Origin of the sequence: Nonomuraea sp. NPDC050153 (genome assembly GCF_044460125.1) — a bacterium.
In the GTDB taxonomy this organism is placed as follows: Bacteria; Actinomycetota; Actinomycetes; order Streptosporangiales; family Streptosporangiaceae; genus Nonomuraea.
Genome location: NZ_JBITJQ010000010.1, coordinates 143,295 through 157,170 on the forward strand (window position 1 = coordinate 143,295; position 13,876 = coordinate 157,170).

Here is a 13,876-nt window from a genome sequence, read left to right on the forward strand (position 1 = left end):
CGGCCGCCGGCGGCGTCCAAGCTTTTACCGAGAGCACGTCATGGCGGGGTTTAGGATGCCCCTAATGCCACGAGGGGAAGGTTTTACCACCATGGGTTCCCGTTTGTCGAGTATCGCGCGCCTGACCGGGGCGGCGGCAGCGGCCGGTGTGGTGGCCGCGGCCATCGCGCTGCCCGCGGTCGGAGGCACCGGAGCGATGTTCGTCTCGGCGTCGGAGGACCTGGGCCTCAAGGCGCGGGACCTCAAGGAGCCGCCCCTCGCGGAGAAGACGACGGTGCTCGACGCCAAGGGCAAGCCGATCGCGACGTTCTACGAGGAGTACCGCGAGAACGTCAAACTCGACGACATCGCCGAGATCATGAAGACGGCCATCATCTCGATCGAGGACTACCGCTTCTACGAGCACGGCCCGATCGACATCGAGGGCACCATCCGCGCCCTGGCCAAGAACCTCACCTCGGGCGGCATCGCCCAGGGCGGCTCGTCCATCACCCAGCAGTACGTCAAGCAGGTGCTGCTCAACTCGGCCAGCACCACCAAGGAGAAGAACGCGGCCCTTGAGGCCAGCTACGCCCGTAAGCTCAACGAGCTGCGGTACGCGATGGCGATCGAGGAGAAGTACACCAAGAACGAGATCCTCGAGAAATACCTGAACATCGCGTACTTCGGCGCCAGCGCCTACGGCATCGAGGCCGCCGCGAAGCGCTTCTTCGGCGTGACCGCTGCCGAGCTGACCCTGCCCCAGGCCGCCACCTTGGCCGGCGCCGTGCAGGACCCGCTTCAGACCGACCCTGGCCGGGGCAAGGAGTTCAGGGCCCGGCTGCTGGACCGGCGCAACGTCGTGCTCAACAGGATGGCCGAGCTGAAGAAGATCACGCCGGAGCAGGCCACCGAGGCCAAGGCCACCAAGCTCGGCTACAAGGGCACCCCGCTGCCCGGCGGGTGTGGGGCCAGCGACTACCCGTACTTCTGCATGTACGTCCGCAACGAGATCCTCAGCAACCCGGACTTCGGCAAGACGAAGAAGGCCAGGACCGCGTTCCTCAACCGGGGCGGCCTGACCATCCAGACCACGCTGGACACCACGATGCAGAAGGCCGCCGAGCAGGCCATCAAGAAGCACGTGTTCGCCTCCGACAACCCGGTCGCCTCCGAGGCGCTCGTCCAGCCGGGCACGGGCGCGATCAAGGCCATGGCCGCCAGCCGCAAGTACGGCACCAGCAAGCGCAAGAACGAGATGTCCTACAACCTCGTCGCCAACGCCTTGCACGGCGGCGGCACCGGCTTCCAGGCGGGCTCGACGTTCAAGACCTTCACCCTGCTCACCGCGCTCAAGCAGGGCATGAAGATCAACGACGGGATCTCGGTGGGCAGCGGCTACCGCGCTCCGGCCTACTGGTCGTTCAAGAACTGCAAGGGCCAGAACATGGGCGAGCCCTCTTTCACCGTCACCAACGCCGAGGGCGGCGGCGGTGGCTTCAAGTCGCTGGCCACCGGCACCTGGGGCTCGGTCAACACCTTCTTCATGGCGCTGGAGCAGAAGGTGGGCCTGTGCAACGTGGTCAAGACGGCCAAGTCGCTGGGCATCGAGCGCTCCGACGGGCAGGACCTGCAGGAGTTCGAGACGTTCACGCTCGGCATCAACGAGATGGACCCGGTGACCGTGGCCAACGCCTACGCCGCGATCGGCGCGCGCGGCAAGTACTGCGCGCCGATGGCCATCTCCTCGATCAAGGACCGCTACGGCAAGGTCACGAACTACAAGCCGAAGTGCAAGCAGGCGCTCGACCCGGAGGTCGCGGACGCCGCCTCCAGCATCCTTTCCGGCGTGTTCACCAAGGGCACCATGAAGGGCGTCGGCGGCATCGGCCGGCCGGCCGCCGGCAAGACCGGCACCACGGACGAGCAGTCCACCGCCTGGTTCGCCGGGTTCACCCCCGACCTCGCGGGGGCGGTCAGCATCGGTGACCCGCGCGGCGCGGTGACGCACAAGCTGAACAACATCACCATCGGCGGCCGGTTCTACGGCTCGGTCTTCGGGGCCTCCATCCCCGGGCCGATCTGGAAGGACACCATGCTGTCCGCGCTCAAGGGCATCCCGGCGACGGAATTCACCCCGGTGAACACCGCCCGCTTCGGCGGCTGCGGCGCCAGCTGCCAGCCCCAGCAGCCCCGCCCCGAGCAGGACGACACGGACGGCGGCCTGGACGAGGCGCAGATCGACACGACGGTGACCCACTGACCGGATACGGAGAAATCAGACACGCAAATATTGCGTGATCAGCGTTCGGCGCAAAAACAACTGTCGGTTACCAGGGCCTCTAGCTGAGCAAATTCGGAGTGCGTCCGTACAGTGGGACGCACTCCTTGCAAAGGCCCTATTAACAGCGCCGAAACATTGGTAACGTGGGAGCGCTCCCAGGATCTTTCCGCGAGGTGCTCCATGACCGAGCAGCCCACACTGGCACAGGTGGCGGCCGCTGCAGGGGTTTCCCCCGCGACCGCCTCTCGAGTCCTCACGGGCTCGGTGCGGGTCAGTACCTCGACCCGCCGGCAAGTCTACGACGCCGTGTCCCGCATGGGATACGTCCGCCAACGAGCCCCCCGGGGAACGGCCGCCAAGACCTTGGCCGACGGCGTCACGGCGGTGATCTGCGACCACCTCCCACGCCTGTTCTCCGAGCCCTACTACGCACGACTCCTGTCCGCCGCGGGAGCCGTGATCGCCGAACACGGCACCCACCTCATGGTGACCACCGTCACGCCCACGTCGTCCACGCTGCCCGCGCTGTCGGGCGCGGTGCTGATCGTGGGCGCGCGTGAGCGCCATCCCCTGGCGATCAAGTTGTCCACCTCGGGCGTCCCCGTACGCAACATCGGCCGCCCGCCCCACGACCTCAAGCTCCCGTACGCCGACGTGGACAACCTCGACGGCGGACGACAGGCGGCCGAGCACTTCCTGCTGACCGGCCGCCGTAATGTCGCCGCCATCGGCGGACCACCGTCCTTACCCGGCGCCCGCGACAGATTAGAGGGCCTGATACGCACCCTTCAGGCAGCGGGCGCCCCCGACGTCCCCGTGGCCTACGGGGACTTCACCGCGGCCTCCGGCACCCACGCCATGCAGTGGCTGTTACGCCACGCCCCAGGGCTGGACGCCGTCTTCGTCGCCTCCGATCTGATGGCGGCAGGCGCGATCCAGGCACTGCGCAGAGCCGGACGCAAGGTGCCGGCGGACGTGGCGGTGATCGGGTTCGACGACGCCCCGGTCGCCAGGCACGTCGCCCCGGCCCTGACCACCATCCGCCAGCCCGTCGAGGAGCTCGCCACCGTCGCCACCCGGCTGCTCCTGACGGGCGCCGCGGGGATCGACCCTGTACTCCCCACGGAACTGGTCGTCCGTGAGTCGGCTTGAGCCTGGGGACATACTGGCCCGCAGGTATCTGCTGCTGGATCCGCTGGCCCGCGGGGGCATGTCGGTCATCTGGCGTGCCTTCGACCAGTCGCTGCACCGGATGATCGCCGTCAAGGTGCTCACCGCCTCACTCCATGCCGGCGGCGGCGAGCGCGTCAGCGCCCGCAGCGAGGCGCGCGCCGCCGCCCGGTTCATCCATCCCGACTCCATCGACATCTACGACTACGGCGAGACCGTCACCACCAACGGCGGCGTCGCCGCCTACGTGGTGATGCCGCTGCTCGACGGCACGCCGCTGGCCGAACGCATCGAGCAGGGGCCGCTGCCGTGGACCGAGGCCGCGGCCATCGCGCTGCGGCTGGCCCGGGTCCTGATGGCCGGGCACGCCCGCGGCCTGGTCCACAGGGACGTCACGGCCGAGAACGTGCTGCTCACCGCCGACGGTCCCAAGCTGCTCGACTTCGGGATCGCGGCCTGGGCCGGGGATCCCGACGACGACCGCGGCACCCCTCCCTACGTCGCCCCCGAACGGCTGCTCGGCGCGCCGACCCATCCCGCGGTCGACGTGTACGCCCTCGGCGTGCTGCTGCACACCATGCTCACGGGGCGCCGGCCGTACCCGGAGACGACATGGGAGGAGATCGAGGCGGCGCGCAGGACGCATCCGCCGCCCCGCGTCGCCGGCGTGCCGTACTCCGTGGCCTCGCTCTGCCAGCGCTGCCTGGCGAGCCAGCCGGGCCGGCGGCCGACCGCGGCCGAGATCGTCTCGGCGCTGACCTCGGCGCTCGGGGCGGCGAGTCTGGGGCGGCATGTCAGACGCGGCCTCACGGTCGCCGGCTCGGCGGCCGTCGCGCTCTCCGCCCTGCTGTGGTTCCAGCAGACGGGGCTCCAGCACCAGGAGCAGCCGACGGAGACGGCGGTCAAGACGTCGCCGACCGCCAGGCTGATCGAGAGCACGCCGGCCGCGGCGAACACCGTCGAGCAGGCCGTGGACGACTTCAGGACCGTGCTGGAGGCCAAGACGCCGTGCGGTGCGACCGACGCGGACGTGGTGCTGGACCTCAAACAGGTGCTGCACGCCGCGGTGGGACCGCACGGCCCTTCGGTGTCGAGGACGGACAACCTGCGCCAGAAGCTGTCCGTCCGCTTCGGCGAGGGGCGGCTCGCGCCTGCCTGCCTGAGCGAGTTGCAGGCCAGGCTCGACGACATCGACGCCGCGCTCGACCGGGATTGAGGAGGGGTACGGCAGCACCCGCCGTACCCCTCTAGTCCGCGGCCCGTACCCCTCGCAAAGTACGCCGCGTGCCACATCCCCTGATGGGAGCGCTCCCAGACTAGCGCCTGCACGGGCCATGACCAAGATCGAATGAAAGTTTCACGGCGCGTTGTCCAGGCTGTGCGCCGCGTGATTCAATGCGCTGGCCGGGCGGGCCGCTCGTGGGCAGGTTTCCTCAGTCGTCAGCGCAAGGGAATCCCCATGAGGTTATTCAAGTCGGCGGCGATCACCGCCGTCATGGTTCTGATCACGACTGTCCTGATGGTGCCCACGCAGGCACTGGCGCACGGGGTGACGATGTTCCCCGGCGCGAGGACGTTCCTGTGCTGGCAGGACGGCCTGCGGGACAACGGCCAGATCATCCCCTACAACCCCGCGTGCGCGGCGGCCGTCTCGCAGAGCGGCACGACCCCGCTGTACAACTGGTTCGCGGTGCTGCGCTCCGACGGCGCGGGCCGGACCACCGGATTCATCCCCGACGGGCAGATCTGCAGCGGCGGCACCGGCGGGCCCTACGACTTCTCGGCCTACAACGCGGTGCGCAACGACTGGCCGCTGACCCATCTGACCTCGGGCGCGACCATCCAGATGCGGCACAGCAACTGGGCCAAGCACCCCGGCGCCTTCAACTACTACATCACCAAGAACGGCTGGAACCCGAACGGGCCGCTGAAGTGGTCCGACCTGGAGCCGTTCGGCAGCGTCACCAACCCGCCCGACACCGGCCCCGCCGGCGCGCTCAACTACTACTACTGGAACACCCAACTCCCGTCCGGCAAGTCCGGCCGGCACATCATCTTCACGCACTGGATCCGCTCCGACAGCAACGAGAACTTCTACAGCTGCTCCGACGTCACCTTCGACGGCGGCAACGGCGAGGTCACCGGCGTCGGCCCGGGCCAGAGCACCCCCACCGCGACCCCGACGGTGACCCCGACGGTCAACCCGGGCGCCTGCACCGCCACGTGGAAGGCCACGGACACCGGCTGGGCCGGCCACTTCCAGGGCGAGGTGACCGTGAAGAACACGAGCACCTCCTCGATCAACGGCTGGACCGTCAAGTGGACCTACTCCGGCGGCCAGGGATTCGACGGCTCGCCATGGAACGGCGTGCTGTCCGGTCAACCGCCCAATGTGGTGGTCAAGAACGCCACCTACAACGGGCAACTCGCGCCGAACGCGACGACCACGTTCGGCTTCAACGCCACCGGTTCGATCCCCAACCCGGCTCCGGCCCTGACCTGCACCAGCCCGTGATCAAGTCACGTCGCGGGCTTGCCGCGGCACTCGTCACCCTGGCCGGCCTGACCCTGGCCGGGGTGATGTTCTTCGCCGCCCACCAGCCGTCGGCCCGGCTGAACGAGGAGCTCGCCGCCCAGGTGACGCGCGTCCTCGAACAGTCCTCGCTCGACGAGCACCACGCGCACGGCCACGACTTCGACTCGCGCGTCGTGTGCGCCGTGGAACCCTTCGGCTTCGATCCGCCCGACGCCGCCTCCCTCGTCGAGGTGAAGTGGGTGTACGCCCGCCACATGTGCGCGGTCACCGGCGCGGGCACCGACTGGGCGACCTCCGTGCGCGCCGCGGGCCCGATCGCGGTGAGCATCGGCATCCCTCCCCTGGTCCGGATGCCGGAGGCGGGCGCGGGCTATCCGGACCGCGTCAGGCGGCTCATCCCCGCCCGCTACCACGAGGCGGCCTTCGCCGAGTTCCAGGACGAGGACGCGATCGACGCCGCCCGCCAGAGGTTCGCCGAGGCCACGAAGACCCAGGCGAAATAGCGCGAGGGAGCGCCCGGCGGCCACGAAAACGGACGCGGCCGACTGGAGGTATCGGCCGCGTCCGTCCCATCCGGGCGGGATGGTCGTTGGGCAGGGATGTTCTTCCGCCTCACCTCCTCATACGCAGCCGTTGGACGGGCGGTTCAGTTGGCGCAGGTGTAGCCGGACGGCACGGACGTGTTGCCGCTCGGGCGGCCGGCCTGCACCCCGAAGCTCGTACTGGCGTTCGGCGCGAGCGTGCCGTTGTAGCTCAGGTTCTTGGCCGTCACGGTCTGGCCGCTGACCGTCACCGCGGCGTTCCAGGACCCGGTGACCGTGTGGCCGGCCGGCAGCGTGAAGGTCACCGTCCAGCTCGACTTGGTCGAGGTGCTGGTGTTGGTCACTGTCACGGGCTGCAGGACGTACCCGGTGCTCCACTGGCTCTGCACGGTTCCGGCGGCCGTGCAGCCGCCTCCGGTGCCGCCGCCGCTGAGCGTGGTGAACGACGCCGTCGGCGACGCGGCGGACTGGTTGCCGGCCGCGTCCCTGGCCTTCACGTACACCTGGTACGTGGTCGCCGGCGACAGCCCGGTCAGCGTGATCGAGTTCGTCGCGGTCGAGCCGAGCGAGGTGCCGGACGAGGTGTAGACGTCGTAGCCGGTCACGCCCACGTTGTCCGTGGAGGCCGTCCAGGACAGGTTCGCCCCCGACGAGGTGATGCCGGACGCCGACGGGGTGCCGGGCGTGCTCGGCGGGGTCGGGTCGGTGGTGCCGCCGCCGTAGATCGAGGCCTGCTTGGAGGTGGCGGCGATGCCGTTGGCGCCGTTGAACAGCCGCTGGCCCCAGGAGGTGAGCTGGGTGACGTCGAAGTTGGTGACCTGGTCGAGGTATTCGACGCCGCCGCCGTTGCCGCTCCACGACCAGCCGAGGTAGCCCAGGCCGCGGCTCACGGCCTGGGCCATGATCGTGTCCTCGTCCGGGTTGCCGTCGGAGTGGTTGAAGCCGAACTCGCCGACGACCAGCGGCAGCCCCGCCGTCCTGAAGGCGTCCATGTACGCGTTGATCTCCGCGGCCGTGTCGAAGACGCCGTACATGTGGACGGAGAAGATCGTGTTCTTGGCCGGGTCGCTGTCGAAGACCGCCCGCGCGTTGTCGCGCATGCCGAACTGCCAGTCCTGGCCCCAGTTGGGCGCGTCCACCATCAGCGCGTGCTGGAAGCCGTTGCTGCGCAGCTTCTGGATCGCGGCCGTGGTGGCGGCGGCCCAGCCCGGGGTGACGGCGTTGTTGCCGATCGGCTCGTTGCCGATGTTGACGATGACGTAGTCCTCCTGGCCGACCAGGGCGGACTTGACGCTGATCCAGTAGTTGGCGGCCTGGTCGAGGGTGTAGGCGCCGCTCTGCTCGCCGTACCCGGTGGTGTCGTGGTTCTCCAGCACGCAGATGAGCTTGTTCTGCTTGCAGAGGGAGACGACGTTGGCCACGTCGGAGACGCTGTTGGGGGTCCAGCGGCCGCCGCTGAGCACGACCCGCACGGTGTTGGCCTTCAGCGACTTGATGTCCGCGAACGCCTTCGTCTGCGTCGCGAACCAGGTGTGCGCGTGGCTGGTGCCGCGCATGATGAACTCCTGGCCGTTGGCCTCAACGATCTTCGCGCCGCTGACGTGAATGCCGACGGCGGCGTTCGCCGGGGCGACAGGGGCGACGAAGAAGGCGAGGAGGCAGGCCAGCGCGGTGATCAGTGGTCTCATGAGCTGCCTTTCACTGAGCTGTGGAACCGCCCCCGCCGCCACTGCGACGGGGGCGGGGTCTTCACTCAGACGGGAGTGCAGGTGACGGGGGCGGGGACGGTGGGTGTGCCGTTGGCGATGAAGCCGAACGTGGTGGTGGCGCCCGGGGCGAGCGCCCCGTTGTACGCCTCGTTCCTGACGGTGACGCTGGAGCCCGACTGGGTGTGCCTGCCTCCCCAGAGCTGGGTGATCTGGTTCGCCGACGTCCAGGCCACCGTCCATCCGGTGGTCGCCGAGGTGCCGTTGTTCTTCACCGTCACCTCGGCCTGGAAGGCGCCGCTCCACGAGCTCGTCACCTTGTACGTCGCCGCGCACCCGCCGGTGGGCGGCGGGGTCGTGTTCGTCGTGGTGAACGAGGTGCCGTCGGACGGCGCCGAGGTGTTGCCCGCCGCGTCCCTCGCCACCACGGAGGCGGTGTAGGAAGTGGCAGGGGTGAGCCCGCTCAGGTCGAAGGACGCGCTCGCGGACGTGCCCACCTTTTGGGACCCCAGGTAGACGTCGTAGCCGCTCACGCCCACGTTGTCCGTGGAGGCGGTCCAGCTCAGCTTGGCGGTCGAGCCCGTGACCTCGGATACCGCGGGCTTGCCCGGCTTGCTGGGCGCGGTCGTGTCCTGCTCCTCCGGACCAGGGGGCTCACCCCAGATCTTGGTCGCGCCGCTGTAGAGAGTGATGTTCCCGGTGCGCACCGGCGTCGCGCCGGGCGTGGTGGGGATGTTCCGGTACGACCAGTCGTTCGCCGGGTCCCACGAACCCGTGCTGGCGATCCTGAACTGCACCTCCCTGCGGTGCTGCGACTGCCCGGCCGGGGCGATGGCCTGCCCGGAGCAGTCGATGTTCACGTAGTACGTGGTGCCGCTCGCGGTTTGATGGTCGCGCTCACTTGGCCCTCGCTGGTCACGCAAGCTACCGCTCTCGGGCCTGAGCGTTCGCTGCTCCGCGTGCAGCGTGGGCGCCTTGCACTGCGTGTAGGCCGACGACACGGTGATCTGCGAGGCCGTCGTCGTGCCGTCGAGCGTGAAGTAGTAGCGGAACGAACCGTCGGACAGGACCCTGGCGGGCCAGGCCGACTGGTTGCGGACGATGGCCTTGATCTCGGTGAAGTTGCCGCCCGAGGCGTTCACGCCCGCCTCGACGAAGATCTCGGGGCCGTCCGGGGTCTCCGCCGCAGGGAAGTTCGCCGCGGGCGCGCCGCCGTACTCCTTGTAGAGTCGGGCCAGCGCGCTGGTGAAGCCGGCGTTGTAGTCGGTGGCGACCTCGTTCATGACGTAGTCGTCGCGCTTGTCGGTGTAGGCGTCGTTCGGGTCGGGCGGTCCGCCGACGAGCGCGCCGTACAGGGTGTGGCGCGTCTGCTCGGGGTTGGTGATCTGGTCGGTCCACGAGCCGTGCGCCGTGCGGTGGTGCGGGTTCTTCGGCGGGTTGGCGCCGAACCCGATCAGGTACGAGGAGTTGCGCGGGTTGTCACCGAGCGCGTAGTTGATCTGCCGCACCGCGAAGTCGTGGTAGCGGGCCTTGCGCGTGGCGTCGGTGATGGTGTCGCTGTGCACGAACGCGGCGAAGGCGGTGTTGGCCGCGTACCGCAGCGAGCCCCACCGGTCCAGCACGGCCTGGCCGCCCGGCGAGTACGCCACCTTCGCGCCGTTCACGCCGACCGTCCACCAGTCGAGCCAGCGGTTGGCATCGTCCAGGTAGCGCTGCTTGCCGGTCAGCTTGTACAGCAGCACGTACGCGCCGTACGACTTGTCGTCCCACGCGATCGTCCACTTGTACGACTTGGTCGTGGTCTGCGGCTCGTTGCCGAGGTTGTCGTACCCGGTCTCGGCCTTGGCCAGGTAGGAGGCGTCGTTCGTGGCCCGGTAGAGCCAGATCGCACCCCACACCAGCTCGTCGTTGTAGCCGCTCCACGAGTTGTAGTAGCCCTGCGCGTCGGTGATGCAGTCGGTGTACTTCTTCCTGACGGTGTCGGCGAAGGAGTACAGCTGCTTGGCGTGCGTCAGCAGCGTGTCGGCATAGGTCGGATTCGTCGGGCGGAAGACGATCGAGGAGGCGGCCATCGCCGCCGCCGTCTCGCCCGCCAGGTCCGACCCGCCGCACGACGCGTCGATCTTGTACGCGGGCCGCGACATCTGCATGGCCTCGGCCGGGCCCCACCAGGCGTGGTCGGTGCCGCCGTTGCCGACCTGGCCGTAGAGCACGTTCGGCGACGGGTGGGCCTTGATGAAGTAGTCGTTGACGTGCTTGAGGTTGTCGAGCAGGTGCGTGAGCTGGCCGGAGCCCGCGTACGCGTCGCGGTACTCAGCCGCGCCCCAGGCCAGCATCGTGGTGGAGAACGCCATCGGGAAGCCGAACTTGACGTGGTCGCCCGCGTCGTACCAGCCGCCCGTGAGGTCCACGCCCACGTCCTTGCCGTCGTTCATGCCGGAGTCGCCGCGCCAGCCGACGCGGTTCCAGCTCGGCAGGTCGCCCGACTGCTGGGCCTCGTAGAACCACAGCGCCTTCTGCAGCGCCTCGCCGTACGCGAACGCGGGCGCGGCGGCGTGGGCCGCCGGCCCGGCCCCTGCGAGACACAGGGGCAGGACCAGCGACGCCACGGCGATCAGTGCCTTTCTCACGGGAAGAGCCGTCCGTACTCGCCCAGGGCGACGGCGACGTCCACCTGCGCCCAGAACCGGTGGTAGTTGAAGACCGGCGCGGGGCCCGTGCCCTTCAGGAAGGCGTCGACCTTCGGCCAGTCCGGGTCGTTCTTGTAGAAGGACCTGATCGAGATGAACGTCGAGCTGGAGTTGATGGCGTCGCCGTTGGGCATCGTGCCGCTCCAGCCGGACGGCACGTAGACCGGGTCGTCCACGCGGTTGTAGTCGGTCTTGGTCTCGGGGACCGACACGCCCTTGGCGTCACGGTTCTTCCACACGCCGTCGAGCAGCGCCTTGGCCATGTTCTTGGCCGCCGTGTTGTTCGCCTTGGCCGCGTAGTACATGAGCGTCTTGGCGTACGCGCCGGCCACGCCCACGTCGTTCGTGTAGTCGGCGATCGTCACGTGCAGGCCGGGGTTGGCCGGCGGCATCCCGGAGGTGGCGGTGAAGTTGCCCACGGGCTGACCGGTCCACCGCAACGTGGACGGGATCTGGTACGAGCCGTCCGCGTTGATCGTGGTGTTGGCCATCGCCCAGGTGACCCACTTGTCGAGCAGCGCCTTGGCGTCGGCGTTGCCCGAGGCGTAGTACAGCTCGGCCACCCGCTCCATCGTCCACGCCTGGAAGCCGAACCACTGGTTCGACGGCGGGTCGTGGTAGACGGGCTGCCAGTCATAGGTCAGGCCGTGGAACTTCGGCAGGCCGCTCGGCGGCGACGCGTAGTGGCCCTCCCAGCTGTTGGTCGCACCGCCGGCGATGGCGCCCTCGGCCGACTGCAGCCAGCCGTAGAACTGCAGCTGCCGGGTGAGGCTGGTGCTCCAGTCGGCCACGCCGGTGCTGCTCTTGGGCTTCAGCTCGGTCACGTTCGCCAGCGCCCAGGCCGCGAGCGGGTTCTGGTAGCCGGAGTGGTTGTGGCTGGAGCCGATGCGCCACGCCCAGCCGGCGCTGGAGTCGGTCGCGCCGCCCCAGGCGTAGTACCAGCTCATCAGGTAGTTGGAGGCGTCCTTGCCGGTGCCGGCCGCGCACTGCGGGCTCGTGCAGCCGGGCTTCTTGAAGTACTTGTCGTACATCGCGTAGCGCAGGTAGTCGCCCATCTTCGCGGCCTTGGCGACCGACCCGGAGATCTGCGACTCCTTGCCCTGCGCCTTGGCCCACGTCTGCGCCCAGTACGCGGCCTGCACGGCGCGCGCGTCGGCGTCGGGGGCGTTGGTGTACTTCCACTGCTTGGCGTAGGAGCTGTCCTTGATGAACAGGTCCAGGTAGCCGTTGGTGCCGCCGTGCTTGAAGGTGTCGCAGGACGGCTGCGGGATCGTCTCGAAGACCGACTCCTCCGGGCCGCGCTGGTAGGTGTTGATGTAGGCGGGCTTGGTGGTGCCGTCGCCGCAGCGGCCGAAGCCGTAGGTGTTGTCGACGTCGAGCAGCCAGTGCATGCCGTAGATGTCGCGGGTGCCGTACGCGCTCTGCAGCTCGCTCGCGATCGGGTCGACGCCGGGGGTGACGCCGGAGTCGAGCGCGGTCGGGTAGTTGCTGATCTGGTTCCACTCCGGCGCGTACGTGGCCGGCTTGTTCGGCGTGTAGAAGGAGTTCGTCGGCTGGTCCGCCGTGGCCGGGATGATGTACTTCTCCATCGAGGTCCACGCGTTGTTGAACTTCGACCAGTCACCGGTGACCTGCCCGTAGACCGCCTCCAGCCACAGGTAGTAGCTGTAGGCCTCGGACGTGGTCTCGTGCCCGTGGTCCGGCGCCTCGACCATGAAGGTCTCGATCGAGTGGTACGGCACGCCCTCGGGCGAGAAGTAGCCGTTCGCCGGGTCGTGGAGCTCGTTGTACATCTCGACGAAGCGCTGGACGTAGGGGTTGTTGCCGCCGACGTCGTCGTCCGCCTCGGTGGCGGTCACGTCGACCGCGGTGTAGCCGGTGGCGCTCACCCGGAACACGCCGGAACCGGCGGTCGTGTCGGAGTCGTTGGCCGCCGCGAGCGTGACGTTCTGCGCGGTGTTCCAGTTGGACGGCGTGAAGGTCAGGCCGGCGCCGCCCGAGACGGTCAGGTCGGTGTCGCCGCCGGCGCGGGCCGTGGTGACGGTGACGTTGGCCGAGGGAGCCTGCGACAGCTTCACGCTGAAGCTCGCGGTCCCCGCCTCCGGCACGGACAGGGTCGTCGGGCTCACCACGAGCGCGGGGCCCGTGTTCTGCGAGACCGTGATCCCGACCGGAGCCGAGGTGGTTGTCGCGCCGCCGTTGTCGGTCGCCCGGGCGGTGATCGAGTAGCTGCCCGCGGCCACGTTCGTCCAGCTGTAGCTGTACGGCGCGGAGGTGTCGGTGCCGAGCAGCGTGGTGCCCTGGTAGAAGTCGACCTTCGAGATCGTGCCGTCGGAGTCGGCGGCGTTCGCCGCGATCGGCACGGTGGCCGGGGCGGTGAACGTCTGCCCCGCGGTCGGCGAGGTCAGCGACACCGTCGGCGCGGCGTTGGCGCCGCCGCAGGTGACCCCGTTCACGCTGAACGTGGTCGGGTTCGGGTTGCTGCCGGTCCAGGTGCCGTTGAAGCCGATGGAGACCGAGCCGCCGGTGCTCAGGCTGCCGTTGTACGGCATGTTGGTCCCGGTCACGCGGGTGCCTGACTGGCTCCAGTTGGCGCCCCAGCCGGTGGGGGTGTACTTCTGCCCCGTGGTCGGGAAGTCGAAGCCCAGATTCCACGAGGTGATGGGGTCACCGGTGTTCTTCAACGTGATGCTCGCGGTGAAACCGCCCTGGCCGGGGCTGCTCGTCCATTGATTGGCCGTGTACGTCACATCGCACGCCACGGCAGCCTGCGCGGGCCCGGCCGCCACGGCCGAGGTCACACCCGCCACGAGAACAAGGGTCGCGGCCACGGCCAGCCGCCGTGATAAGCGGGAGAGGAGGGAAGGAGGTCTGTACTTCACGGGGTCTCCATGGGAGTAGAGGAGTGGGAGCGCTCCCAAACGGGATTGTGGGTGACCTCACGCGTATGTCAACGGAATGGCGGTTCG

Annotated in this window: 8 protein-coding genes; 5 read left to right on the forward strand and 3 right to left on the reverse strand. The window is 69.0% G+C overall.

The window, feature by feature from the left end; translation table 11 throughout:
• Positions 1–91 precede the first annotated feature (91 nt).
• The 5 genes from ACIBQ1_RS25360 to ACIBQ1_RS25380 all read left to right on the forward strand — a co-directional run bounded on the left by ACIBQ1_RS25360 (position 92) and on the right by ACIBQ1_RS25380 (position 6,472).
• The gene (locus ACIBQ1_RS25360) at positions 92–2,242 is read left to right on the forward strand and encodes a transglycosylase domain-containing protein (protein WP_397281223.1); all 2,151 of its coding nucleotides are present in this window, start codon (positions 92–94) and stop codon (positions 2,240–2,242) included.
• Positions 2,243–2,443: 201 nt separating this feature from the next.
• Positions 2,444–3,415 (forward strand): LacI family DNA-binding transcriptional regulator, encoded by a 972-nt coding sequence (locus ACIBQ1_RS25365; protein ID WP_397281225.1) that lies wholly within the window; start codon positions 2,444–2,446, stop codon positions 3,413–3,415.
• The gene (locus ACIBQ1_RS25370) at positions 3,402–4,649 is read left to right on the forward strand and encodes a serine/threonine-protein kinase (protein ID WP_397281227.1); all 1,248 of its coding nucleotides are present in this window, start codon (positions 3,402–3,404) and stop codon (positions 4,647–4,649) included. Before ACIBQ1_RS25365 ends, ACIBQ1_RS25370 begins: the two co-directional genes overlap by 14 nt.
• Before the next feature lie 243 nt (positions 4,650–4,892).
• Positions 4,893–5,948, forward strand: coding sequence for a lytic polysaccharide monooxygenase (locus ACIBQ1_RS25375; protein WP_397281229.1), 1,056 nt, complete (start codon positions 4,893–4,895; stop codon positions 5,946–5,948).
• Positions 5,945–6,472: a hypothetical protein gene (locus ACIBQ1_RS25380; RefSeq protein ID WP_397281230.1), complete on the forward strand. Its 528-nt coding sequence runs from the start codon at positions 5,945–5,947 to the stop codon at positions 6,470–6,472. The genes ACIBQ1_RS25375 and ACIBQ1_RS25380 overlap by 4 nt, the downstream gene beginning before the upstream one ends.
• Positions 6,473–6,615: 143 nt before the next feature.
• Here the strand turns inward: ACIBQ1_RS25380 and ACIBQ1_RS25385 are convergent, their stop codons facing one another.
• The 3 genes from ACIBQ1_RS25385 to ACIBQ1_RS25395 form a co-directional block, all read right to left on the reverse strand.
• Positions 6,616–8,199 carry a cellulase family glycosylhydrolase gene (locus ACIBQ1_RS25385; RefSeq protein ID WP_397281232.1) on the reverse strand — a complete coding sequence of 528 codons (1,584 nt, stop codon included), beginning with the start codon at positions 8,197–8,199 and terminating at the stop codon, positions 6,616–6,618.
• Positions 8,200–8,264: 65 nt separating this feature from the next.
• Positions 8,265–10,901: a glycoside hydrolase family 9 protein gene (locus tag ACIBQ1_RS25390; RefSeq protein WP_397281507.1), complete on the reverse strand. Its 2,637-nt coding sequence runs from the start codon at positions 10,899–10,901 to the stop codon at positions 8,265–8,267.
• A complete protein-coding gene (locus ACIBQ1_RS25395) occupies positions 10,844–13,789 on the reverse strand; it encodes a glycoside hydrolase family 48 protein (protein ID WP_397281234.1) in 2,946 nt (981 codons plus the stop codon). The genes ACIBQ1_RS25390 and ACIBQ1_RS25395 overlap by 58 nt, the downstream gene beginning before the upstream one ends.
• Positions 13,790–13,876: the final 87 nt, after the last annotated feature.

Excerpts from the sequence above, each read along its gene's own strand:
- ACIBQ1_RS25365 (WP_397281225.1), top strand. The coding sequence starts at position 2,444 with ATGACCGAGCAGCCCACACTGGCACAGGTGGCGGCCGCTGCAGGGGTT.
- ACIBQ1_RS25375 (WP_397281229.1), top strand. The coding sequence starts at position 4,893 with ATGAGGTTATTCAAGTCGGCGGCGATCACCGCCGTCATGGTTCTGATC.
- ACIBQ1_RS25360 (WP_397281223.1), top strand. The coding sequence starts at position 92 with ATGGGTTCCCGTTTGTCGAGTATCGCGCGCCTGACCGGGGCGGCGGCA.
- ACIBQ1_RS25385 (WP_397281232.1), bottom strand. The coding sequence starts at position 8,199 with ATGAGACCACTGATCACCGCGCTGGCCTGCCTCCTCGCCTTCTTCGTC.